Below are 23,765 nucleotides of genomic sequence, written 5' to 3' on the forward strand. Positions count from 1 at the left end.
CCACGATGGCCTCTGCGGATGCAACCAAGGCGGCGAGCGGTGGTCCACTGTTGGCGCGCTGGCAGGGGCTGGTGGCACCGGATCAGGCGGTGCTGAAACGCCTAGAAGGACTGGCGGGGCTCCTGCTGCTGGTGCTGCTCAGTGGTCTTCCCGTGTTCACACGCACGGGATTGGCCCTGGTGATTGCAGCCTGCGGCGCCCTATGGGTGCTCTGGTGCCTTTGCAGCCCGCCACGCCGCATCGGGGCCATCTCGCTTTGGCTGATGCTCTTTCTCGCCATCGCGATTGTGGCGACGGGTTTTTCGCCTGTTCCGATCGCTGCCAGCAAAGGTCTGATCAAACTGCTCAGCTACCTGGGCGTCTATGCCTTGCTCCGCAAACTGCTGCTGAGCAATGAACGATGGTGGGACCGGCTGGTCGCCGGACTGCTGAGTGGCGGCCTGCTCAGCAGTGTTATCGCCTTGCGTCAGCTCTATGCCTCAAGCGAGGAACTGGCGGGCTGGGCGGATCCAAATTCGGTCAGCGCCGGCACCATTCGGATCTATGGCCCCCTGGGAAACCCCAATCTCCTGGCGGGGTATCTGCTGCCACTGATCCCCTTCGCGGCGATCGCTCTGGTGCGGTGGCGTGGAGTAGGAGCCCAGCTGTTTGCTGGCACCACATTGGTGCTCGCAGGAACAGCCACGCTGTTCACCTACAGCCGAGGGGGCTGGCTGGGAATGGTGGCTGCCGTCGCCGTGCTGCTGCTGTTGTTGCTGCTGCGCTGGACCCGCCACTGGCCTCCGTTCTGGAGACGTCTCGTCCCCCTAGCAGTCTTGGTTGTTGGGGCCGCTTGTCTTGTGGTGGCGGCCACCCAGATCGATCCCATCCGCACGCGCATCTCAAGCCTGCTGGCAGGACGAGGAGATAGCTCCAACAATTTCCGCATCAACGTCTGGATGGCGGCCATCCAGATGGTGCAAGACCGTCCCTGGCTTGGCATCGGCCCTGGCAATGCAGCCTTCAACAGCATCTACCCCCTGTATCAACAGCCAAAATTCAACGCCCTCAGTGCCTACTCCGTTCCTTTGGAAATCCTGGTGGAAACCGGCATCCCCGGGCTGTTGGCCTGCCTGGGATTGCTCGTCAGCAGCCTGAGGCAGGGCCTGAAGCAGCTCAACACGGACGGGCCAAGCGCGTTGGCGGCCATCGCCAGCCTTGCTGCCATCGCTGGCCTGCTGATGCAGGGCAGCACCGACACGATCTTCTTCCGCCCCGAAGTGCAACTGATCGGCTGGTTTGCCCTGGCCACCCTGGTGAGTCGACCCGGAAAATCATGACGCTGCTCGCAGGATTCGATGCCGGACAGACCCACACACGCTGCCGCCTCAGCCTCGTTAAGAACGGCTTGCTTCAGCCTGTTGGTGAGGGCGAGGGGCCCGGCGTCAGTCATTTGGATGCCCCTCTGGGTGAGGAACGTTTTCTCAAAGCGATCCGCACAAGTGCGCAGCACGCCCTCAAAAATCACCCCACTGGCTTGATCCAGGCAGCCGTTGTCGGAGCCAGCGGCATCGAACACGGCACAGGATTGCAGCAGCGCGCCGAAGCATTGGTGGGTCAAGCCCTGGCCATCGGTGATGGCTCAAGACTGGGCAAGGTGCTGGTCACCGGAGACGAACGCACGGCCTTGCGAGGTGCGATCCCTGAAGGTGCAGGAATCCTGGCGATCAGCGGTACGGGAATGATCGTGTTGGGCCGAGGCGAGGACGGCCATGAACACCGCTGTGGCGGCTGGGGATGGCTGCTCGATGGAGCCGGCTCAGCCTTTGACCTCGGCCACCAGGGATTGCAACTGACCCTGCGCATGGCCGATGGGCGCCTGCCCGACCATCCTCTGCGCCTGCAGATCTGGAATCAGATGGGTTGCGACAGCCACGCGGCGGTGAAAGCCCGGGTGGTACAGAACGACTTCGGCACGGCGGACTTCGCGGCCTTGGCTCCGCTGGTAGTAGAGGCGGCATCCCAGGGCTGCTCGGGCGCAGAGGAGATCGTTCAGCGATCAGCAGTAACCCTCTCCAACTGCATCGATGCCGTGGCCCGGCGTCTATCGCTGCTTTCCCCCCTAGTGGTCTGCCAGGGGGGAGCCATCACCCATCTCATGGGTTTCCGCACGGCCGTGCAGCAGACCATGCGTCAGTCGATTCCCGGTGCCCGCTGGGGTGATGCCAAGGGTGATGCCTGTGATGGCGCTCTGCTGATGGCCCAGGACTTGACCGTTAGGCCAAGTTGAGATGGTCTTCGGCAACAGCAGCAAGATGCCCCGTCCCGAGCCTCAGACCGAAATGCTTTTGTGACTAACAAGTAGCTTTAGAGCTACTTGTTAGTGCGATCTATTAATACTGAACAAGAATAGCTTTCACGGCTTCAATGTTTTTCAATCATCAAGCTATAACTTCCTGAAAGCAAGTAAAAAATCCTTTGTACAAGGAAGATATTCAATTAAATAATTAGAAAATACCTGCCTACTTATCATTTCCTCTGCAAGCATAATTATAGAATCATAGTCATAAGTATGCACATGAATCGAAGCTTTCTCGAGAATCAGCTTGTCAACATATTCTTTCCTTCTTCCCTGACCCCAGGCATAATAATTCTCTGCTGATGGCAAAAATCTATTTCCGCGCTCTTCTTGCTTCAGATTACCAATATCTGTAAAATTTTGGTTAAAATCTTTAGTCCCACTTTGCTGAGGTACAACCAACAGAACTAGGCCTCCTGGCCGGAGTTTTTCGGACCAATACTTGAGATGGCCAATAGGATTATGCAAATGCTCAAAAACATGAGAGGCAAAAATAAAGTCAAGACTAGAGTCAGGCTCTCCAATATCAGAAGCTGTACCTATTTGGTAAGAACTCCAATTCTCCTTGGATTCATCATCAAAATCAGCATACAAATTTTTCCATTCATCCGCTGATTTTTCCTCTATATATTTTACTACAGTCTGGTCATTATTACTAATTTGCGGAGAAGGTCCTGGCCCTATCTCTACCCCCTTACCTTTCGCCAATCTCAAAAACTCTTTCCTTGCAATTCGTGGCGGCGAGCAGATTAAAAAATCAACATCGCAAGAGATCGTCAAACATATTTGCTCAAAGGGATTCTCCAATTGAAAAATTGACGGAAATATCAATGGCGCAAAATTAAATCTGCTAATACTTGAATATTGGCGCGAAGTCGTTGAACCGGAGAACTTAACCTCCACCGCGCCAGATTCTTCATTAAAACTTTTGACAAGTATTCCCGGTAATTTATTATTTCTCAGATGCCTTATTTTGGATATATCAAAAACCGTAATTTCACGATTAGCCTCAACACATATGCAATGGTAAATGAGTCCATTTTCTTGCATTCGAATTGGATAACTCTTCTCGGGAAATACAATCTCCTTGAGCTTTTTCTTGAAACTGTCGTGTATATTCATTTTTTTAGCAACGATTTATTCGGCAATATCTTATATGATAGAGCGACCTCACGGTTAATTCAGTCAGCCAGGCCAAGGGAGATAAAATCTATATCCAGGCAAATACAGCTACTCGAGATTTAATTTGCATACATTCTGCTGATGTTGCTGCTCAGGGGTTCAGCGAAAGAGGCTGAAGCAAGGCCTGTAATGGCGCCCTTCTGATGGCAGAGGCTTTGATCCTCAGGCCACGTTGAGATGGGCTTCAGCAACAGCAGCAAGATGCCCTGTCCATTGCTCAACAGCTTCTGACTGCTCGGCTTCCACCATCACCCGCAGCAACGGCTCCGTACCGCTGGCACGCACCAGAATGCGACCGCTCTCTCCCATCGACTGCTCCGCCGTGGCAATGGCGTCGGTGAGGGCCGTGCAATCGCTCCAGTTCTTGCGTCGCGCACGATCCATCACCCGCACATTGACCAATTTCTGGGGGTAGGCCTGAAAACTGCGGTCCAACCAATCGCTGAGGGTGATGCCCTGGGCATGACACAGGGTGGCCAGCTGCACGGCGGTCAGAACACCATCGCCACATAGCCCGTGGGAGGCCGAAAGAATGTGACCGGATTGCTCGCCACCGAGGGCAGCGCCACTGGCCACCATCGCTGCATGCACATGCTGATCTCCCACCGGAGTGCGGTCCAAAGTGCCGCCCCGCTGCTGCCAGGCCCGCTCGAAGCCGAGGTTCGACATCACGGTCGCCACCAACCGCTGATCGGGCAGCGCCTGCTGGTCCTGCAGCACTGACCCCCAGAGGAAAAGCACGTGGTCTCCATCGATGATGGATCCGCGGCCATCAACTGCCAGCATCCGATCGGCATCACCGTCAAAAGCAAATCCCATCGCCGCACCGCGCTCGATCACAGCCCGCTGCAGAGGTTCCAAATGGGTGGATCCACAGCCAACGTTGATGCGGGAGCCATCGGGCTCACCGTGAAGCACGGTGAGATCAGCCCCCAAGGCACGAAACGCATCCTCGCCGCAGGCTGTCGCGGAGCCCCAGCAAAGGTCAAGAACGATGGGAACGCCGTCGAGACGGCGTTCAGCCACCGATTGCTGCAAGACCTCCCGGTACCCATCCAGAAGGTCGGCGCTTGATCGAGCAACGCCGCAGCGAAAAGCACCCTCGTCAGCCATGGGGAGTTGCCCCTTCAGACCTGCTTCCACTTGAGCCTGGCGCTGGGCGCTGAGCTTGGCCCCATCGGCTCCAAAGACTTTGATTCCGTTGTCCGCAGGGGGGTTGTGGCTTGCGGACACCATCAAGCCACCGGCGGCACCGAGCTGGCGAATCAGCAGAGGAACCGCCGGTGTCGGACAAAGCCCCAAAGTCCACACATCGCGGCCGGCCGCCGTCAAACCGGCTGTCAGGGCAGACACCACCATGCTGCCGCTAGTCCGGGAATCCATCCCGATCAGAACAGGGCCTTCCGCCTGCAGAACCCGACCAACCCAGTAGCCGACCTGAAGGCACAAGGCCGGCGTCAGAACGGTGCCAGCAAGCCCACGGATCCCATCGGTTCCAAACCCCGGCGCAGCGTCACCGAGAGCCGGGCCAATCGGGGAACACGCCTTATGAACCATGGGTCTCAATCGTGGACAGCACCATACGAAGCGCTTCTAACGCTGCTTCCCAGGAACGTGACAGGTGCAGCTCTGCCCTCATCTGCCCTCAGTCGATGAAACGGTCGCCATTCCCGTCAAGATCATCAGAATGAGTTCTGATCCAGGTTGAGTGTGCTGGCAGGGCCGCGAATCGGAACGCTGCTGCTCCTCTCGGTTGCCAGTCTCAGCGGCTTTGCTGCATGGGGTGGGCAGCAACTGCTCAAGAGGCAGCATCAGCCCCTAACACCTGAGCTCTCGCAAGCACAGCTCTGGCAGCACTACCGCTGGTCTATCGATCCACAGACACGTCGAGAAGCCGCCTTACTGATGGTGGCCAGAGAGGAATCGAATCAACTCCTCAATAGCCAAGGTTGGGGACACGATCCGGTCGCTGCTGTGGTCCTCGAACGGGCAGCACTCACCGCCGCCGCCCAGGGCAAGACAGCGGCGGCCGAACAAACCTGGCAGCGCCTTCTTGATCGCTTTCCCGAAGAGCCCGGCTCCGCCTGGGCTCGCTTGGCTCTTGGCCAGAACAAACCCCTTTATCACCAGCAGCTGCTTCAGCAGCAACCCGCCCACCCAGCAGCGCTGACGTTGGCAGCGGGGGGTGGGCCCGAACCGCTGCAGAACCATCAAGGGGCCCTGCACCTGGCCCGCTGGAATGTGCTTTGGCCAGGGGCCCTAGAACAGATGCGTGACGCCTGCCAGGCCACGGGGGCACAGGCACCAGAGCCCGCCCAGCGCCAAAACTTGGCACAAGCAATGGCGAAACGAGGCCATGCGGAAACGGCGCTGGCCTGTCTCCAGGACGTCGATGCCGCCCCGGAAACCCAACTGGCCATTGGTCGATCCCTGCTGCTGCATGGTGACCCTGATGAGGGAACAGCACAGCTGCTGACCCTGGCACAAACCCACCCAGGCCATGCCGCAAGCCTTGAAGCGGCAAGGATTTTGAGCGAGCCGCTTTATCCCGATCCTGGGGTCCTGGATGCCCTGCCGGCAGGCGTTGAGAAGCGCTCAGCCGCCGTTGCCGCGGCTCGCGTGCGACTGGCCGACGGCAATGAAGCGGAAGCCGCCCTGAACCGGTGGCCCAACGATCCCGACATCTGGCAACTCCAATGGGATCTCGCCCGCGATGCTTTCCTTGCCGGGAATTGGGAGCGCACCCGCGACCTGTTGGACCGCCGCAGCGAGCATGGCCCTCTGCCACCACCGTTGGAGGCACGCAGGCTGTTCTGGCTTGGGCTCAGCCACCAGGAACTTGGTGAAACGGAAAAGGCTGAGCGCACCTGGCGCAGCCTGATCAGGTCCTTCCCAGCCGGCTACTACCGATGGCGCGCCATGGATCGCCTTGGGATCTCAGGACCTCTGGATCTACGCAAACAACACCCGCAGAAGGATCCACAGACCTGGCAACCCCTCAATAGCCAAGACGCCTTAGTGAACACCCTTTGGCGGCTCGGACAGGTGCATGCAGCCTGGGAGATCTGGCAGGCACAGCGTGATCCTGTGATCACGCTCCCACCCGAAGAACGTCTCGCCGAAGGCAGACTGCGCCTTGCCGTCGGAGACACCTGGATGGCACTGGATCAGCTCTGGTGGCTCAGCCTCCGCTGGCGTGATCCCAGCTGCCAGCAACGACACCTCCTCCACCGCAGCCAGTTCCCCCGCCTCTTCCAGGCTGAGATGGAAGCAGCAGCGCAGGAGGAAGATCTTGAAGCCAATCTGCTGCGAGCGATCGCCAAGCAGGAGTCACGCTTTGCACCTGGGGTCGTCTCCCCCGCAGGGGCCGTTGGCGTGATGCAACTGCTTCCATCCACAGCCACGGAGATGGCTGGCGACCCAACCAGCACGCTGATGCTGCAGGATCCCGCCGACAACATCCAACTGGGAGCGCGATACCTCAACCAATTATTAGAGCGATGGGAGAACGACCCCTTTCGCAGTATTGCGAGCTACAACGCCGGGCCCGGCGCCGTGGCCTCATGGCCTCAGCCCACCAATGGGGAAGATGCTGCGCTCTGGGTAGAACGCATTCCGTACCCGGAAACACGCTTCTACACCAAGAAAGTGCTCGACAACCTGATCGGCTACTCAGGTGGTGATCAACCCTCCTGCGAAGAGGTTGGCCGTGGGGTTAGGCAGAAGCGTGCCAGCGACGATGCCGCCGATCACGACAGCACTCATCAGGAACAGGCACGTCCTGGCACCGGGCAGGACGCCAAGGCGAATGAGATCGAGACGCGCCAACAGCAAGGCTGAAGCCAGGATCAGAACGTCGGTAAGAACATTGAGCTTGAGCAGGTAAATGCCACCGGTAATCACCAACAGCAACGTGACGACCAACGTCATCACCCGGCTGGACGCCATGAGCATCGACACCTGCCGCAGCAGCAGATCCGGCATTGTGCAAAACACGACAACCACCTCGGCCTGCAGCAGCACGAGGCACCAGAACCAGGCCGAACTCACCCCGAAGAGAGAGGTGAACGCGGGCTGAACAACCTGCCAATGTTTCCCGAGCACAACCGCAACGAGAAACAGCACCGTCAGCAACGGCGCCCGAACCGGAAGGCTCAGCAGTCGCAGAATTGGCATGGGTGCAAGCTAGCCGCGAGCTTCCTGAGGAGCTGCCAAAGTGATGACAGCGTTTGAGGCGCGATGACACGTTCCCCAGAGTCTTCTCCCCTTGGCACGACACAGCGATGGGTGCTGGTGCTGGTCGCGGTTGCTCTCGCCCTCGGTCTGGTGATGTTGCGAGGCGGTATTCAGAGCGAAAGCCCGATGGAGCAGCTGGCGAGACGATCCCTCGACCCGCAGACTGCTTTGAACAACGGACGGCCCACACTGATCGAGTTCTACGCGGACTGGTGTCAGGTCTGCAGAGAAATGGCTCCCTCAATGCTGGAACTGGAGCAAAGTTCCCGAGAGCGACTCGATGTTGTTCTGGTGAACGTCGACAATCCCCGTTGGCAAGATCTGGTTGATCGCTACGACGTGAATGGCATTCCTCAGTTGAACCTGTTCAACGCCGAGGGGGAGCCAAGGGGCCGATCCCTCGGCCTGCGCAGCTCGGAAGAACTGCAACTCTTGAGTGCTGCACTGCTTGAGAACCAGCCATTGCCGGCCTTGCCTGGCGTCGGCAGCCTCAGCCGCCTGCGTAGTCCCTCCTCCACTGATAGCGCATTCGCGGCAACGTCGAGCCAACCAACGGCTGGACCGCGCAGCCATGGTTGACACACCTCGCCATGATCACCACAACTCGTCACTCTGACGCTCCCATGGACCGCTTCCGGGTCGATCTGATCGCTGCCACGCCGAACCCGCAGCAATGCATCTATGCGGCCATGCATCAGGACTACAGCGAAGGTTTTGTGGCCGGAGATCGTGCCAGTTGGCCTGATGAACAACGGGCTGGGGAGATCTGCGTCAAACGTTTGCTATCCGGAGAGCGCGGCCATTACGGCCCCATGGAACATGCACAGATCGTGCTGAACGTGGGCTGGTTCCCTCATTCGGTGATGCAGCAGGCCCGCACCCATCGGGTCGGCGTGAGCTTCGATGTGCAATCGATGCGCTACACGGGCGATCGCATCTGCAGAGCAGCGGATGGGGCCCTAGAGCTTGAAGAGGTGTTTTATTTGCGGCCCGTCGGCGACTACAGCGACAGGCAGGGCAAGAAATATGCCTACACGGAAGAGCTGCGCAACCAAGATCTTGATCTGTGCCGAAGCGCTGCCGAGCGATACAGGGATCTTCTCAAAACCGGCTTCTCCGAGGAGCACGCCCGCGGCATCCTTCCGTTCGACTACCGCCAGCACTTTGTGGTGAGCTTCAGTTTGCGCGCGTTTCTCCACTTCATGGATCTGCGGGCCAAACTCGATGCTCAGCTGGAGATCCGCCAGCTCTGCGATCTGATGTGGCCCCACATGGTGGATTGGGCTCCTGAGTTCGCCGCCTGGTACGAAAAAAGCAGGCTGCATCGAGCACGACTGGCCCCTTAAACCGGGGAGATCTAAACCTTGGCGAGCGTCACACGTTCGGGCTGGTGCTGGTATTTGCCCTGCCGATCGCTGTAGGTGGTCGCACAGGGATCACCCTCAAAAAACAACAGCTGACAGATACCTTCATCGGCATAGATCCGGCAGTCAGCACCGGAGCTGTTGCTGAATTCAAGGGTGAGGTGACCCTCCCAGCTAGCTTCCGCTGGGGTGGTATTCACAATGATTCCAAGGCGCGCATAGGTGCTCTTGCCCAAACAGATCACAGTGATGTTGGGAGGAACTCGAAGCTTTTCAAGCGCTACGCCAAGGCCATAAGAGTGGGCCGGAAGAATGAAATAGCGGCCGTCCTCATCTTCATGGAGAGGAGTGGGCTCGAGATTGGCCGGATTGAACCGCTTGGGATTCATCACCGTGCCGGGAACGTGCCGGAAGATCAAAAATTCCTGAGGAGACAGGCGTAGGTCGTAGCCGTAGGAGGAGCAACCAAAGCTCAGCACCGGACGCAGCTTCTGCTCCGGATCCAGATGACGGACGAGGCCGCTCTGGAATGGCTCGATCATTCCCTGCCCAGCCTGTTCAGTGATCCAGCGATCGCACTTGAGCATCAGAAACCTCGGCGCAACTCCGTGACTTGATCTGCCATCTCCACCACGCCGGCGGGGATCGCAGGTCCTGTGATGATCACATCCATCGAGGCGGGCCGCTGCTCGAGAGCTGCAATCACGTCCGATTCATTGAGGTAACCGAAGGCAACAGCCAGGCCGATTTCATCCAGGACCAACTGGTCGAGATCCCCCTGAATCAAATGCTGACGGCAGATGGACCAAACGGCAGCAACCGCCTCCGCACCGCCGGGGTGATTCGGAGAAGAGAGGCAGAGAGGCACCTCGGGCCGTAGCCAGACCAGGCCTCCACATAGTTGGACTCGACCTGCGGGCCCCTGCTGCACGCCCCCTTTGAGGAACTGACTGATCAGAACACGACTGCCCAGACCAGCGGCACGCATCGCTTGACTGAGAACACTGGCGAAACTGCCGCGATAGGGCGCTGTGTGGACCTGGAGCTGCCCTTCGGGAGCCACCAGATATAGCGGTGGAGGATCTGCAACAGGTGGCAGGGGCCTGAGTCCAGCCCGCTGCAAAGCCTGCTGATCCCTATCCAGAGAGTTCTGGAACGCTTGGGGGTCGGCAAGGCTTGTGGTCATCGCGGCAACATCCGTCCGGGCAATCCCGGCAAGACCTTGAATGTAGCGGCGAGATGACATTCCACAAGTGCATTGACACCACCCATGGTGTTTGGACGGGCGAGAACCAACCGCCTGCGAGGCTTGAAGAACTGCACACCACCGATGAGCCAAACCGCTGGAAGCCGCACCGATGGCCGTCGCCCTGAGCAATTACGGCCGTTCTCGGTGACCTGGAATCCCATGGGTTTTGCCTTGAGCTCCCTTGTGGTTCACACCGGCCGAACCGCTGTTCTCTGCAGCGTCTGCCTGGAGGACAAGGTTCCACGCTGGCGGAAGGGGGAAGGGTTGGGGTGGCTCAGCGCCGAATACCGGTTACTGCCGGGATCCACGCCGCAGCGGCAATCACGAGAGCTCATGAAATTGTCGGGCCGCACGCAGGAGATTCAACGGTTGATCGGCCGAAGCCTTCGCGCTGTGATCGACATGAAGCGACTGGGCGAGCGCACCTTGCTGATCGACTGCGATGTGATCCAGGCCGACGCCGGAACACGGACTGCATCCATCACGGGAGCTTGGCTCGGCCTTGAGCAAGCCTGCCTTTCACTCGTGGATGAGGGGATTCTGGAGCAATCGCCACTGGTCGACCAGGTGGCGGCCGTGTCCGTCGGCCTGGTGGATGGCCAGGCCTTGCTGGATCTGGACTACAGCGAAGACAGCAAAGCTGAGGTGGACCTGAATGTTGTGCAGGCTGGCGATGGTCGCCTGTTGGAGATCCAGGGAACTGCGGAGGGAGCGCCTTTCAGCCGCAGCCAACTCAATGAATTACTGGATCTGGCTGAGCCTGGATTGACATCCCTGATGCAGGCGCAACGCCAAGCGATGAGCGAGCACAGCAGAGTTACGTAATAACCGCTACACGGCGGCCACCGTTGGCTCCGTAACTTCGCCTCACAAGGGGGTTGTCATGACCAGTAGCCGAGGTTTCAGCCGATACGCCCCGCAGATGGTGGCTCCAACCCCCAGCACAGAACCGGCCAACCGCTCCCTCCTGGAAATCATCCGGGACCTGGACGGCGCCAGCAGTGAACTGGTGGACCGCAACAAGACCATCTTTTTCCCTGGAGATCCTGCTGAACGGGTCTATCTGATCCGCCGCGGCGCGGTCCGTCTCTCCCGCGTCTACGAGTCAGGGGAAGAGATCACAGTGGCCTTGCTGCGCGAGAACAGCCTCTTCGGGGTGCTGTCGTTGCTGACCGGTCAACGGTCTGATCGCTTCTACCACGCCGTAGCCTTCACCAGAGTCGAGATGGTGACGGCGCCTGCGACATCCGTGAAGGCAGCGATCGAGGCGGATACCAGCGTTGGCCTGCGCTTGCTGCAGGGCCTTTCCAGTCGGATTCTTCAGACCGAAACGATGATCGAAACGCTGACCCACAGGGACATGTCATCCCGACTGGTGAGCTTTCTGCTGGTGCTGTGCAGGGATTTCGGCGTTGCGGATGAACTGGGAATCACCATCGACCTGCGCCTGTCCCATCAGGCCATCGCCGAAGCGATTGGCTCAACGCGCGTGACAATCACGCGTCTGCTGGGAGACTTGCGTCAATCCGGTCTGGTTCAGATTGACCGCAAAAAAATCACCGTTCTGGATCCAATCGCTCTGGCCAAACGATTCAGCTAGGCAGCACGTCAACCCACAGGTGCGGCCATGAGTGGCTGGGCACTGATCCTGGTTCTGCTGGTGCTCGGGGGCGTTCTGTCGACCCTGGGTGACCGGCTGGGAAGTCGTGTTGGCAAGGCCCGCCTGAGTCTGTTCAAGATGCGCCCGCGACGGACCGCCGTTCTGATCACGGTGCTGACCGGCAGCCTGATCAGCGCACTATCGCTCGGCCTGCTGCTGCTGGTGAGCCGCCAGCTGCGGGTGGGCCTGTTTGAACTGGATGCTCTGCAAGACCGGCTCCAGGACAGCCGGCGGCAGCTCGATGCAGCCGAACGGGAACGGGAAGAGACCCGAACAGAAGCCAACCGGATCGCCGCTGAACTCAAGCAGTCACAGCAACGGGCTGACACCCTGCGCCGCGAACTGGCTCCTCTGCAGAACGAACGCGCCCAGCTCGAAGCAGAACGTGAGCGTCTGAGCCGCGACATCGCCTCCCGCGATGCCGACATCCAGCGCACGGAGGCCGAATTGAACAGCGTGCGGAGCCGAATCCGAGCTGGCGAGCAGGAACTCAAGGAACTCGAATTCAACCTGGTCGCCCTGAGGCGTGGATCGGTGGTGATCAGTAGCGGACAGACCTTGGCGAGAGCAACGGTTCGTCTCGATGCTCCTGATCAAGCGAAACAGGCTGTCGACAGGCTGCTTCAAGAGGCCAATGCCAACGCCTACGGCAAGGTGAGGCCGGGTGAAGCACCCGAACGACAGTTGATCCGCGTTCCCCGCAGCGACGTGGAACGCCTACAGAACATCATCCGCAAGCCGGACACCTGGGTGATCTCGCTGCGCTCCGCCACCAATGTGCTGCGTGGTGAAACGGCGGTGTACGCCTTCCCCGAAGTGCGTCCGAACCGCCCAGTAGCTCAAAGCGGTGACGTGCTGGCGACCACCACACTACGAACGGATGAACGCACACCAGAGGGCATTCGAACACGGCTGAACCTTCTCTTGGCATCGGCCTATGCCGAGGTGCAACGGCGAGGATCCCTGACGGAAGGACTGCAATTCGATGGATCAGCACTCTCCCAACTGGCCCAGACATTGATGGAGGGACCCAGCAAAAGCGTGGTCTTGAAGGTGATTGCCGCAGGGATCAGCTACAGCGCCGATGCTGTTGTGGTCGAGGTTGAGGCATCCCCATGAAGCGGGTGGCCGTACTCGACCCAGGCCGCTGCAAATGTGGCCTTGTGCTGGCCGATCTTCAGCATGGTCTTGTCAGCGAGGGCCATGTTCTGAGCCCAGAGGCCGTGGAACCCTGGCTCGAGCAGTGGAATCAAGACCAAGCTCTAGATCGCATCCTGATTGGCGACGGAACAGGAAGCCAAGCGTGGATCAAGCGGCTGGAAGGCCTGGGCAGCCTCACCGTGATTCCGGAGCAGGGGACCACCCTGCGGGCAAGACAGCGTTACTGGACGCTGTGGCCAGCTCGGGGTTGGCGCCGAGTTCTACCGAAAGGGCTGCGCATTCCACCGGTGGACCTGGATGCTGTTGCCGCCTTAGTCATGCTGGAAGAGCACCTGGGGTGCCGCCTGCAATGGCCAGAGCCTGCACCCACGTTCTTGCTCAAAACCTGGCCCTGACCATGAAGGTGTAGTCACCTCCTGGTTCGAGCTTGTAATCAGAACGCACCAGGAACCGCCGCAAGGCATCCTCGATCAGGGCACGTCCTAAGGACGGCTCCACCATCAGCTCGCCGCGGTCAAACGCCCAGGAAAACTGCCACTCAAAGCCTCCGGCAGAGACCTCACCCTCCACACATTTCGCCTGAAAACATTGGCGAAGCACCCGTAGATGGGCTGTTGTCGCCGGAAGAGCCGGCATCAGTCTTCGGACTCCAGGTCGTAGCGAAACCCGTTGATCCAGGTCCCGGCGCGCTCAAAGCTCTGACGTTGAAGACGATTAATCCCTTCCAGGACAGCGTCCAGAACAGCGCCCACACAGGGTTGCTCCAGCTTGCTGAAGGGACCAAGCACGTGAGACACCGTTCGGGCACGACGCTCGGCAGGGTTCTCAGCCGGAGCACCAATCCCGATCCGCAGCCTGGGGAACGCCTGGGTGCCGAGATGCTGAATGGTGCTACGCAGTCCGTTGTGACCTCCAGCACTGCCCTGAGCACGCAGCCTCAAACGGCCAAGGGGGAGATCCATATCGTCAACCAGCACCAGCAGTTGATGGGGCTCGAGGCCAAACCAATCGAGCGCAGCACGAATTGCACGACCGCTGTCGTTCATGTACGTCTGCGGCATGAGGAGGCGCAAACGCTGATCACCCACTCCTGTGTCGGCCGCCAATCCATGCAATTTGGCTTGCTGCCGAAAGCTGAATCCGGAACGCTCCGAAAAAAGCTCCAAAGCCATGAAGCCGATGTTGTGGCGCGTGCCCGTGTATTTCGTGCCGGGGTTTCCCAGTCCCACGACAAGCTTGAGATCGGTGGTCATACCACTGTGGCGACTCAGTTGTGGCGACTCAGTCGCCGGGGGGAAGTTCTTCGACCGGTTTGGCAGCGTCCGCCGGCACCTCCGGATCTGCCATGGCTTTGTTGATCTCGCGCTCAAATTCCTTGGACGCGGATTGGAATCCCTTCAGGGTCTTTCCCAACGTGCGACCAAGCTCCGGCAAGCGCTTCGGACCGAAAACCAATAGCGCAACGGCGCCGATAACCGCCATTTCGGGGAGACCGACGCCGAAGATATTCATGGGTTCAGATCAGCCGAGGCCGTTCCAGTTCACGTTGATGCCCTCAAGGATGAGGGACTTGTTGTAGAGCTGAAGAATCACCAGCAGGAACACCAAGAAAAGCACCATGAAGATGCCCATCACGGGAGTGGTGCCCCATCCGGGAACCACCTTGCCGTACTCGGAGTTCAGTGGGCGGAGAAGGTCTCCCAGACGGGTGCGTTGGGCCATGACGACGCTGGGTCTCGGGTGGTTTGAAGTCCCGATACTGTAGGGGCCGACTCCGGTTCGGGGTCGATCCTGTCGAGAGATGTGATGGAAACGTCGTCCCCAGCCCTGTCCGTTGCCATCGGTGTGCTCGCCGTTTTGTTCGGACTCACCGGTTTTGGCGTGTACCAGGCCTTTGGTCCGCCATCAAAAGCTCTCGATGACCCGTTTGACGATCACGAGGACTGAGACAGCACTAGAGACACGAGGTCTCCGGGAGCGATCACCACTTGATCTGTTGCAGTTGAGTCAGCCTGAAAGCGAACGCGCCAGCCTGAACCGGGGGCCCATCTACAGCGAGCAGATCCCGCGTTCATCAGCTTCAGCAAACAGTCACCGCCATTCAGCTGCAGAGCAACCGGCGTGAGCTGATTCGGGAGCGATGGGAACCACTGACGCGGCTCAGCGGGCAGCGGTGCACAACAACCCGGCTCGCGAAATGCAATCGCAGCCTGCGGTACACCGGCATCGCTCCAGGAGCCTGACAACGGCATGAGAGCAAGACGCTGGCGATGCCAGCCCTGATCAGCACTGGGATCAGGCCAGGTTGGACCGCGTAGGAGCGAAATGCCCAGTCGTGATGGAGACCAATCAACCCCCTGAGGACCATCCAGCAACACAGCCAACCCACCTCCAGGAGCCGCCGACTGCGAGGCGAACCAAGAGATCACAGGGACTTCCCAACGGGCTTTTTCCCGAGGTGTCATCGGCTCAGCGGGGCGTTCAATCACCCCTCCACTGGTGTCGGCACCGATCCGAACGGCGCGAGTCGCCAGCGGCAGGTCCAGGCGCAACAACTCGTGGGTCTGGCACCAGTCGATGCTGCAGATCAGCTCCAGCCAAGGCGTATCGGCCTTCAGCCTCAGGTCCAGTCGCATGGAACTGGCGCCAAGTTTGCGCCTCAGCACCAAATGGGCGACCAGGGGGCCCTTGTCGAGCCATTGCAATGATCCCGTGGAGTCAACACCCAGGGGATTGGAGCGGTAACCAGCAGCCAGATCCCAGGCATCCCAAAATTCTCCACGGTCTCGGTAGCGCTCGAGCTGCAGCGGCGCCGACAACTGCTCTCTTCCATCACGCCCCCTGAAAGCAAGGAGTCCGGCTGCGGAGACCTCAAGTTCAACCAAATCATTACCCAGACGCCAGGCTCCTGACCCCAGCGACGCGATGACCACGGGGTGACGGGGTTCAGAAGCACAGTGCTTCAACCCTGGTTCACGCCTGAGGGGCACAGAGCAACTGCCTTGCTGACGTGGCAACTGCACCCAAGTTCCACCAACCGCAGCAGCCTGCTGGGGCAGTGAAACAGCATCGACCGACCACGATCCAGCTGGAAGGCGCACCAGTGGTGACCAAGAGGCCAAAGGTTGCAGACCCCACCAACTCCAGTCCACCGCGGAGTCATTCGCACGGGGCAGCCTTGCCAGCCTCCGGTCGCGCTCCTGACGGGCCTGGCGCCGAGCCAAGCACCAGACCGGTTCCGCCTGCTCAAACACTTCCGGGATCGAAGTTCCCGGAAGGATGTCATGAAACTGCTGAAACAACAGCGGACGCCAATCGCTGCTGCCGCTGTCCTGACCAGCGAGTGTCAACAGGGCCGAAGCAGCGTCGGCTTCCCGCAAAAGCCGCTCCAGCGTGCGGTTGTGACGCTTCTGATCTGGGCGGCTGGTGGCGCAGCCGCGGTGCAACTCCAGAAACAGCTCATCACGCCACACCGGCCAGGCCTGATCACCCCGCTCCAGCTCCGTCAGGAACTCACGCACCGTGCCGGCTTGGGTAGGCAACGCATTCGTTTGCCCCTCCCAGAGCTCGATCTGCTCCAGCAACTCTTCGGTGGGACCACCACCGTGATCTCCAACACCAGGAATCCAGAGCGCCGTTTCTAGCCCCGTGGCCTCATGCCATGCACGCTGCTCCACCAACATCTCCACGGGATCAGCACGACGCCCGATCGGCGGCAGCATCAGGCTGCGCAGTTCAGATCGTCCCCGTCCACGCCAACGGAACACACGGTGCGGGAAGGGGTTCTCGGCATTCCAGGCCAGCTTGTGCGTGCAGAACCAGCGCACACCGGTGGCTGCAGCCACCGCAGGCAACCCTGCCGCGAAGCCAAAGCTGTCTGGTAGCCAGGCCAATTCATGGGCCCATTCCGGGAAGCGGCGACGGCTGTCGTCCTGACCAAGAGCGAATTGATTCCACAGCGACGCCGTGCTGACCAGAACGCAATCCGTCTCCACCCAGGGACCATTAATCGGCTCCCATCGGCCGGCGCGGCTGGCCTCCTGGATCTCAGCAAACAGAGCAGGGCGGTGCTGCTCCATCCAGGCGTAAAGCGCCGGCGTGGAATGGGCAAAGCGCAGCTCTGGCCAGCGCCGCATCAGAGCCAATGCCGATCGAAAGGTGCGTTCAGCGGCCTGCCATGTATCGGCAACCGGCCAGAGCCAGGCCAGATCCAAATGAGCATGACCGAGCCAATGCATTGAACCTCCAGGCGTTGCCGTCTGGTGCAGGTGCGTCGCGACAGCGACCTGAGCCTCCGCACCGCTGGGGTCCAGATCCGCCCAATGCGGCGGCAGATCACCATCCGCTGCCAGATGCAGTTCCAACGCCGAGGGGAGCAGCGTGCCCTCTGGATCCGTGCCCGCTGATTGCGGCTCCAGGTCCAGATGGCTGCTGATCAGAGCTCCATCGTCATGCAGTGGGCTGCGAAGCTCCAGCAGAAGATTCAGCGCAGACCCCTGGCGGCATCGCTCGGGGAGAGGCCAGCGACAGGCGGTATCGAACAGATCCCCCTCATGGACCAGCACGTCGTCAACCCATAGCCGCATGTGCTCAGCCCACCAGCTCAGCACCAGCCGTGCACGGCAAGACTCGCTGTTGCACCAGCCATCTGGCCAGAACAACCGCTGCTCAAGACGCAGCCATTGACGCCCCCTTGGCCAAATCAGCAGACCACGTTTGGCCCAGTCCGGGCGATGGGTCGCTCCCCAGGTTTCATCAAGAAAAACACCGGCCTTGGCAGACCCTGACCGACGCCAATCCGCACGCAGATCACGACGCGACCGACTGCGAAACGTTTCAATCCACTCCGATCGAGCGACCTGTTCAGGGTTCATTCCCCAGCCAACGCTGTCATGCCCCATAAGATGATGCCCTTCTCACAGACGCCGGTCGGTCTCCATGCTCGCCCTCAAGATCTCCGTCTATTCGGTCGTCTTCTTTTTCATCGGCATTTTCGTGTTCGGGTTCCTTGCGAGCGATCCAAGCCGCACTCCCAGCCGCAAAGACCTCGAAGATTGAGTGACCCTCTCAAACAGACCGCGCAACGCACTGGTCTGATCGAGGCTGGATCCTGGGGCTGAGCTGGCAGGATCGTGGCCCGCAGCAGGATTGCCTTGGGGGCTCATCGCCTTCTCTTCGCACTGACTGGAACCCTGATTACGGGATCGGTCTCGGCATTGCCAGTTTCAGCCTCATCGGCTGAACAGACTTCTTCTGCTGTTGCACCAGCACCTGCGCATCTAAAGATCCAGGCAGATCGTCAGTACAGCGATCGCAACACCAAGGCCACAATCGCCGAAGGCAACGTCAGCATTCAGCTCGGAAACGCTGAACTGCGCGCCGATCGGATTGAATTCGATGCTGGCTTTCGCACGCTCTATGCCCGCGGTGCCGTGCGTTTAAGACGCGGCAAGCAATATTTTCAAGCGTCAAGCTTCCGCTACAACCTCGTCCAAAACGAAGGTCAACTCAATGATGTCTATGGGGTCATCGACCTAGAGGAGCCCCTCACCAATCCGTTTACAACCTCTCGCACAACATCCCCAGCGACTGAGAAACGGCCTGAGACACCATCTGAGTCGCCGTCAAAGACTTCCTCCACAGAAGACACCCCAGAGAGCAACGAGAGCATGCCTCCGGTGGCCTGTCCTCCTCTCCTCCCTCCGGTACCCGACTGGCATCCACAACCCTGGGCGGTCACGGCCTGGGGAGGCCAAATGATTGATGCCGCCTTCGGCGACACCTTCATGTTCAACGGTCGGATGCGACCGGAAGCCGTGCTGGGCTTGGGCGTGCAAAGGCGAATCATGCGCGCTGGGCCACTGGCCATCGAACTTGAGGCAGACCTGTTCAGCCACATGGCCAAGCAGCAACAGGGGGGCGAATTCAACCAGAGCAACCCCTATGCCGATCTACCCCCACAAGGCTTCGGCGAAGGGGTCCTGGGGATCGGAGCGCGCGTCTGGGTTCAGCCGTGGCTGAGCCTCAGCTTCGTGGAAGGCATCAGTTACAACGCTGACGTCAGCCTTTACGAGAAAACGTTCCGCGAGAACTACACCCAACTGCTGAACTATCTCGGCTTCGAGGTCGAGGCCGCTGTCTCCTCCGACCTGTCACTCGTCGGCCGAATTCATCACCGCTCCGGTGCGTTCGGTACCTATGGAGGAGTCAGCGAAGGCAGCAATGCCTACTTGCTTGGCCTGCGCTACCGCTGGGGACGGGACACACCCCAGCCGGAGAGCGCCATGATGCCTCCCCTGCCGGAGTGTGCAGATCCGGATCGCGACCATCGCGTCAAGCCTTCCTCCCTCTCTGACCGCCTCGACTCCATTGCACTCGGTGACGGCGGTGACCCCCAGCGCCATGTCTCCAGTGATGGCAAAACCGAACAGGAAGCGATTCCCCCGGCCCAGCAGCAAGCCATGCGGACGGAGGCAATTGCCAAGATCGACCAGCGCGTCTCGGACATCGACTTCCAGGGCAGCTTCAGCATCGAACGACGCAGCGGCATCCCCGTTCAACGCCTGAATTCCTCAATCAGGAATGAAAACCGCTTCGGTGTGGTCAAAGTTCCTCAACTCAAGAGTCTGGGAAGCACAAATCTCCTTAATGGCACGATCAGCCGCTGGAGAATCCAGGCTTCGAAGGTCTTGATCACGGCGGATGGCTGGCAAGCCGACCGCATGGGATTCAGCAACGATCCGTTCACCCCTGCTCAAACCAGGATCGATGCAGAGGATGTGATTGCCAGGGAACAAGCCAATGGTGATGTGCTGATCTCGGCGCGTCGCAACCGCCTGATCGTCGAAGAGCGACTGCCCATCCCTGTGACACGTCGACAGCTCATCCAGAAGGAGGAGGAAGTTGAGAACCGTCTGGTTGTTGGCATCGACAACAAAGACCGCGGTGGCCTTTTTGTGGGACGCAACCTCAAGCCTCTAACCATTGGTACCAGCACGGAGCTATCCCTTCAGCCGCAGTTCATGCTCCAGCGCGCCATGGACGGCGATTTCAACAGTGCCGGTGATTTGTTTGGCTTGGACGCCAAACTTCGTGGCCGGTACGGGGATTACAGGCTGAGCGCCGACGCCGACATGAGCAGCTTTGATCCCGATGACATCCTCAGCGCAAGTCGCTTCTGGGGAAGCTTCGGCAGAGATATCGACCTGGGCAGCTTGGGCGTGCTGGAAACCAAACTGTTCGGGGCTTACCGCTATCGCACCTGGAATGGCTCCCTGGGTGAGACCGACATCAATGCGGCCTATGGCGTCTACGCCCAGACCAGAGGCAGCTGGTCAACAGGGGACATAGACCACAACTATCTGATTCGAGGTGCCATCGGTGACTACGACGCCGATCGCTTCAACAGCAACCGCCCCTTACGTACTGGGCGTGGCAGCTTGTATGCCTCAATCACCAGCCAGATTCCCCTGTTGAAAGGGAACACAGCAGAGCTGATTCCAACGGCGGCCTATCGCTATTCCCCCGTTCCAATTGTTCCCGGGTTGAGTCTGAACACCAACGTCAACACTTCGGTGGCTGTCTATGGCGATGGCCGTCACCAAGAGACTCTGAGCCTCAGCGGAGGGCCCACCATCACCCTGGGCACCTTCAGCAAGCCTTTCCTCGATTTCACACAGATCTCGATCGTGGGCAGCGGCTCCCTGAAAAACGGCAACAGCCCCTTCGCCTTTGATCGGAACGTCGATCTCGCCACCCTTGGGATCGGGCTCACCCAGCAGATCGTGGGGCCGGTCGTGCTGAGTACAGGCGTCAGTTACAACGTCGACCCCGGTTCGGAGTACTACGGCAAAACGGTCAACTCGAACGTCGAACTGCGCTGGCAACGTCGCAGTTACGACGTCGGGATCTACTTCAATCCGTACGAAGGTATTGGTGGCGTCCGCTTCCGTCTCAACGACTTTGGCTTTAAAGGCACAGGAGTGCCGTTTGTGCCTTACACCCCGACGAACTGGATGGAGATGGGCAACTCGGATCGACCCTTCTGATCAGTCACCGCCGCCAATGATCAGATCACTTCCGAGCAGTGAAGCACCGGCATAACGCATGCCGGTGGTCCGAACGTTTGGCGCATAGGCATTGATCACCTGAGCGTCCCGCAGATCGGCATTGCGCAGATCCACACCAGACAGCTCTGCATTGGTGAGGTTGGCTCCCCGAAGGTCAGCTCCTTGCAGCAGGGCCCCCGTCAGATCAGCACCTTCAAGATTCGCCTCCCTGAGATCGGCTCCGCGCAAATCGCTGCCCCGAAAATCAGCGCCGATGAGGTGAGCCTGACGGAAATCCGCATGGCGCAGGTCACAACCAGGACAGCTGCGATCCAAGGGATCGTGGGGCTGGACCTGAAGCGGCATGGCACCTGCGGGACCGACACCGACAAGAACCAACAACGGCAACAACAACCGCGACAACGAATGAGCCATCAACACGAAACCTCCTGTCTCCTTCATAGACACAGGAGTCGCGCTTGACCGTCAATTCGCTGCGAATTGGTTGATGTAAGGCAGTGATTGCATCAACGCTGCGACCTGAGGGCCATGGTCCAGAAGCTGGGACGTGGCATCCCAGCGACCGCTGCGCAGCATGTCCAAAGGGCCGGCATCGATCGACACAGGCCAGCTGGACTCCGCCGACGTCAATTGCAAACCAGCAAGGTCCAGCTGCCACGAGCCACCTGGTTCACGAGACACCTGCGCCTGAATCGCCTTGATCTCATCCGGCGCAGCCGTTGCACAGGGAATGCCCAGAGCGAGGCAGTTGCCATAGAAAATCTCGGCAAAACTGACACCGACCACTGCACGGATTCCCCAGCGCATCAACGCCTGGGGTGCATGCTCACGGCTGGAACCGCAGCCGAAATTGCCATTCACCACCAGGATCGAGGCACCCTGATAACGGACCTGATCAAAGGGATGCTCGCCGGAGAGTTCCAGACGGTCATCAGCAAACACCTGGTCGCCCAGCGCCTCGAAACTGACGCATTTAAGAAACCGTGCCGGAATAATCCGATCCGTATCGATGTCTTCGCCTGGAACGGCAATGGCCGTTCCACTCACATGCTGAACAGGACCAGTCGGGAAGAGAGCCATCACGATGCTGACGGAGAAATCAAAGTACGGACATCAGTCACACGACCATTCACGGCAGCAGCGGCCACCATCGCTGGACTCATCAACAAAGTCCGCCCACTGGCCGATCCCTGCCGACCCTTGAAATTTCGATTGCTGGAGCTGGCGCTGATTTGGCGTCCCTCCAACCGGTCCGGATTCATGGCCAGACACATCGAACAACCAGGCTCCCGCCACTCGAAGCCTGCGGCACGGAACACCGTATCCAGCCCTTCCGCTTCAGCGGCTTTTGCCACCTGCTCCGAGCCGGGAACCACAAACGCCTTGATGCCCTCAGCCACCTGGCGCCCACGGGCCACATCGGCAGCGGCACGGAGATCGCTGAGACGACCATTGGTGCAGCTGCCGATGAAACAGACATCCACAGGGACTCCAGCAATGGCCGTTCCTGGCTGGAGATCCATATAGCGGTAGGCCTCCTCCGCGATCGGACGCTCCCCTGAATCCAGCTGATCGAGGCTGGGAACCGTTTCATCGATCCCCAATCCCTGGCCGGGAGTGATGCCCCAGGTCACCGTGGGTGGAATCGCAGCCGCATCGAAGACCACCTCATCGTCGACCGTTGCATCGGGGTCGGTGGACAGGGAGCTCCACCAGGAGACAGCGCGGGTCCAGGCATCACCCTCCGGGGCATGGGGACGACCTTTCAGATAGTCAAAGGTGATCTGGTCAGGATTGACGTAACCGCAACGGGCTCCACCCTCGATCGCCATGTTGCAGAGGGTCATCCGCTCTTCCATGGACAGCGCCTCGATCGCAGGCCCTGCGAACTCATAGGCGTAACCAACGCCGCCTTTCACGCCAAGGCGGCGAATCACATGAAGGATCAGATCCTTGGCAGACACCCCCTCCGACAGGAGGCCATTCACCTGAATTCGGCGCACCTTGAGCTTGTTCATGGCCAGGCTCTGGCTGGCAAGCACATCGCGGACCTGACTGGTCCCGATTCCGAAGGCGATCGCCCCGAAGGCGCCATGGGTGGAGGTGTGGGAGTCACCGCAAGCCACCGTCATCCCCGGCTGGGTCAGACCGAGCTCCGGGGCAATCACATGAACGATGCCCTGCCTTCCGCTGCCGATGTTGTTGAGAGGAATGCCGTACTCCTGACAGTTCCGCTCCAAGGTGCTGAGCATCTCCTCCGCCAACGGGTCGGCGAACGGACGTTGCTGGGAGGTGGTCGGCACAATGTGGTCCACCGTGGCCACAGTGCGCTCGGGACAACGCACCGTCAGGCCCTTGTCCTTCAGAGCCGAGAATGCCTGGGGACTGGTGACCTCATGGATGAGATGAAGACCGACAAACAATTGGGTGGATCCGCCGGGAAGCTCCGCCACCCGATGCAGATCCCACACCTTGTCGTAGAGGGTGCCGGAACTCAACTGTTCAG

The 23,765-nt window shown here is 59.7% G+C and carries 24 protein-coding genes and 1 pseudogene; 12 read left to right on the top strand and 13 right to left on the bottom strand.

Annotated features, from left to right (window positions below; translation table 11 throughout):
• The first annotated feature begins 5 nt into the window (after positions 1-5).
• Both FZZ92_RS08940 and FZZ92_RS08945 read left to right on the top strand, forming a co-directional pair.
• Positions 6-1,319, top strand: coding sequence for an IctB family putative bicarbonate transporter (locus FZZ92_RS08940; protein ID WP_226423029.1), 1,314 nt, complete (start codon positions 6-8; stop codon positions 1,317-1,319).
• Positions 1,316-2,269 (top strand): BadF/BadG/BcrA/BcrD ATPase family protein, encoded by a 954-nt coding sequence (locus FZZ92_RS08945; protein WP_226423030.1) that lies wholly within the window; start codon positions 1,316-1,318, stop codon positions 2,267-2,269. The genes FZZ92_RS08940 and FZZ92_RS08945 overlap by 4 nt, the downstream gene beginning before the upstream one ends.
• A gap of 156 nt (positions 2,270-2,425) precedes the next feature.
• On the opposite strand, the gene FZZ92_RS08950 is transcribed toward FZZ92_RS08945, so the two are convergent.
• Together FZZ92_RS08950 and glmM are read right to left on the bottom strand one after the other, a co-directional pair.
• Complete coding sequence (locus tag FZZ92_RS08950) at positions 2,426-3,460, bottom strand: bifunctional 2-polyprenyl-6-hydroxyphenol methylase/3-demethylubiquinol 3-O-methyltransferase UbiG (RefSeq protein WP_226423031.1); 1,035 nt, start codon at positions 3,458-3,460, stop codon at positions 2,426-2,428.
• Between the two features lie 222 nt (positions 3,461-3,682).
• Entirely contained in the window at positions 3,683-5,077 is a 1,395-nt protein-coding gene (gene glmM / locus FZZ92_RS08955; protein WP_226423032.1) for a phosphoglucosamine mutase, read from the bottom strand.
• A 348-nt stretch (positions 5,078-5,425) separates the two neighbouring features.
• On the opposite strand from glmM, the pseudogene FZZ92_RS08960 reads away from it, so the two are divergent.
• Positions 5,426-7,102: pseudogene (locus FZZ92_RS08960) on the top strand (transglycosylase SLT domain-containing protein); the annotation flags it as partial.
• A 90-nt stretch (positions 7,103-7,192) separates the two neighbouring features.
• Here FZZ92_RS08960 and FZZ92_RS08965 read toward each other — a convergent pair.
• Entirely contained in the window at positions 7,193-7,696 is a 504-nt protein-coding gene (locus tag FZZ92_RS08965; RefSeq protein WP_226423033.1) for a hypothetical protein, read from the bottom strand.
• A gap of 63 nt (positions 7,697-7,759) precedes the next feature.
• Here FZZ92_RS08965 and FZZ92_RS08970 point away from each other — a divergent pair, with 63 nt between their 5' ends.
• Both FZZ92_RS08970 and thyX read left to right on the top strand, forming a co-directional pair.
• Positions 7,760-8,335, top strand: coding sequence for a thioredoxin domain-containing protein (locus FZZ92_RS08970; RefSeq protein WP_226423034.1), 576 nt, complete (start codon positions 7,760-7,762; stop codon positions 8,333-8,335).
• 44 nt (positions 8,336-8,379) lie between these two features.
• Complete coding sequence (gene thyX / locus FZZ92_RS08975; protein WP_226398390.1) at positions 8,380-9,102, top strand: FAD-dependent thymidylate synthase; 723 nt, start codon at positions 8,380-8,382, stop codon at positions 9,100-9,102.
• Positions 9,103-9,113: 11 nt separating this feature from the next.
• On the opposite strand, the gene dcd is transcribed toward thyX, so the two are convergent.
• Together dcd and FZZ92_RS08985 are read right to left on the bottom strand one after the other, a co-directional pair.
• Positions 9,114-9,707 carry a dCTP deaminase gene (gene dcd, locus FZZ92_RS08980; protein WP_115024959.1) on the bottom strand — a complete coding sequence of 198 codons (594 nt, stop codon included), beginning with the start codon at positions 9,705-9,707 and terminating at the stop codon, positions 9,114-9,116.
• A complete protein-coding gene (locus FZZ92_RS08985) occupies positions 9,707-10,306 on the bottom strand; it encodes a cob(I)yrinic acid a,c-diamide adenosyltransferase (RefSeq protein WP_226423035.1) in 600 nt (199 codons plus the stop codon). Before FZZ92_RS08985 ends, dcd begins: the two co-directional genes overlap by 1 nt.
• A gap of 144 nt (positions 10,307-10,450) precedes the next feature.
• Between FZZ92_RS08985 and rph the strand changes: the two genes are divergently transcribed.
• The 4 genes from rph to FZZ92_RS09005 are packed head-to-tail and all read left to right on the top strand — an operon-like array spanning position 10,451 to position 13,585.
• Positions 10,451-11,194 carry a ribonuclease PH gene (gene rph, locus FZZ92_RS08990; RefSeq protein ID WP_226423036.1) on the top strand — a complete coding sequence of 248 codons (744 nt, stop codon included), beginning with the start codon at positions 10,451-10,453 and terminating at the stop codon, positions 11,192-11,194.
• Between the two features lie 58 nt (positions 11,195-11,252).
• Entirely contained in the window at positions 11,253-11,969 is a 717-nt protein-coding gene (gene ntcA, locus FZZ92_RS08995) for a global nitrogen regulator NtcA (protein WP_115024957.1), read from the top strand.
• A 27-nt stretch (positions 11,970-11,996) separates the two neighbouring features.
• The gene (locus tag FZZ92_RS09000) at positions 11,997-13,148 is read left to right on the top strand and encodes a DUF3084 domain-containing protein (RefSeq protein ID WP_226423037.1); all 1,152 of its coding nucleotides are present in this window, start codon (positions 11,997-11,999) and stop codon (positions 13,146-13,148) included.
• A complete protein-coding gene (locus FZZ92_RS09005) occupies positions 13,145-13,585 on the top strand; it encodes a resolvase (RefSeq protein WP_226423038.1) in 441 nt (146 codons plus the stop codon). Before FZZ92_RS09000 ends, FZZ92_RS09005 begins: the two co-directional genes overlap by 4 nt.
• Here FZZ92_RS09005 and FZZ92_RS09010 read toward each other — a convergent pair.
• From FZZ92_RS09010 to psbH, 4 genes are read right to left on the bottom strand one after another with little or no spacing between them, the layout of a single operon-like run.
• Positions 13,569-13,826, bottom strand: a complete 258-nt coding sequence (locus tag FZZ92_RS09010) for a DUF3146 family protein (protein WP_115094359.1) — start codon at positions 13,824-13,826, stop codon at positions 13,569-13,571. The genes FZZ92_RS09005 and FZZ92_RS09010 overlap by 17 nt on opposite strands.
• Positions 13,826-14,443 carry an aminoacyl-tRNA hydrolase gene (gene pth, locus FZZ92_RS09015; protein ID WP_226423039.1) on the bottom strand — a complete coding sequence of 206 codons (618 nt, stop codon included), beginning with the start codon at positions 14,441-14,443 and terminating at the stop codon, positions 13,826-13,828. Before pth ends, FZZ92_RS09010 begins: the two co-directional genes overlap by 1 nt.
• 28 nt (positions 14,444-14,471) lie before the next feature.
• Positions 14,472-14,702: a TatA/E family twin arginine-targeting protein translocase gene (locus FZZ92_RS09020; RefSeq protein WP_115024952.1), complete on the bottom strand. Its 231-nt coding sequence runs from the start codon at positions 14,700-14,702 to the stop codon at positions 14,472-14,474.
• 9 nt (positions 14,703-14,711) lie between these two features.
• Positions 14,712-14,912 carry a photosystem II reaction center phosphoprotein PsbH gene (psbH, locus tag FZZ92_RS09025; RefSeq protein WP_006849996.1) on the bottom strand — a complete coding sequence of 67 codons (201 nt, stop codon included), beginning with the start codon at positions 14,910-14,912 and terminating at the stop codon, positions 14,712-14,714.
• Between the two features lie 84 nt (positions 14,913-14,996).
• On the opposite strand from psbH, the gene psbN reads away from it, so the two are divergent.
• Complete coding sequence (gene psbN, locus FZZ92_RS09030; protein ID WP_011363291.1) at positions 14,997-15,137, top strand: photosystem II reaction center protein PsbN; 141 nt, start codon at positions 14,997-14,999, stop codon at positions 15,135-15,137.
• Here psbN and FZZ92_RS09035 read toward each other — a convergent pair.
• Entirely contained in the window at positions 15,125-18,064 is a 2,940-nt protein-coding gene (locus FZZ92_RS09035; protein ID WP_226423040.1) for a glycoside hydrolase family 38 C-terminal domain-containing protein, read from the bottom strand. The two genes, psbN and FZZ92_RS09035, sit on opposite strands and share 13 nt — an antisense overlap.
• A 64-nt stretch (positions 18,065-18,128) precedes the next feature.
• Between FZZ92_RS09035 and FZZ92_RS09040 the strand changes: the two genes are divergently transcribed.
• A complete protein-coding gene (locus FZZ92_RS09040) occupies positions 18,129-18,248 on the top strand; it encodes a photosystem II reaction center protein I (protein WP_006172424.1) in 120 nt (39 codons plus the stop codon).
• A gap of 74 nt (positions 18,249-18,322) precedes the next feature.
• Positions 18,323-21,238, top strand: a complete 2,916-nt coding sequence (locus tag FZZ92_RS09045; RefSeq protein WP_226423041.1) for a DUF3769 domain-containing protein — start codon at positions 18,323-18,325, stop codon at positions 21,236-21,238.
• Here the strand turns inward: FZZ92_RS09045 and FZZ92_RS09050 are convergent, their stop codons facing one another.
• From FZZ92_RS09050 to leuC, 3 genes are read right to left on the bottom strand one after another with little or no spacing between them, the layout of a single operon-like run.
• Positions 21,239-21,700 (bottom strand): pentapeptide repeat-containing protein, encoded by a 462-nt coding sequence (locus tag FZZ92_RS09050; protein WP_226423042.1) that lies wholly within the window; start codon positions 21,698-21,700, stop codon positions 21,239-21,241.
• 24 nt (positions 21,701-21,724) lie between these two features.
• Entirely contained in the window at positions 21,725-22,339 is a 615-nt protein-coding gene (locus FZZ92_RS09055; protein WP_115024950.1) for a 3-isopropylmalate dehydratase small subunit 2, read from the bottom strand.
• Positions 22,339-23,757 (bottom strand): 3-isopropylmalate dehydratase large subunit, encoded by a 1,419-nt coding sequence (gene leuC / locus FZZ92_RS09060; RefSeq protein ID WP_226423043.1) that lies wholly within the window; start codon positions 23,755-23,757, stop codon positions 22,339-22,341. Before leuC ends, FZZ92_RS09055 begins: the two co-directional genes overlap by 1 nt.
• Between the last annotated feature and the right edge of the window lie 8 nt (positions 23,758-23,765).

Source organism: Synechococcus sp. MU1611 (assembly GCF_020514255.1).
In the GTDB taxonomy this organism is placed as follows: Bacteria; Cyanobacteriota; Cyanobacteriia; order PCC-6307; family Cyanobiaceae; genus Parasynechococcus.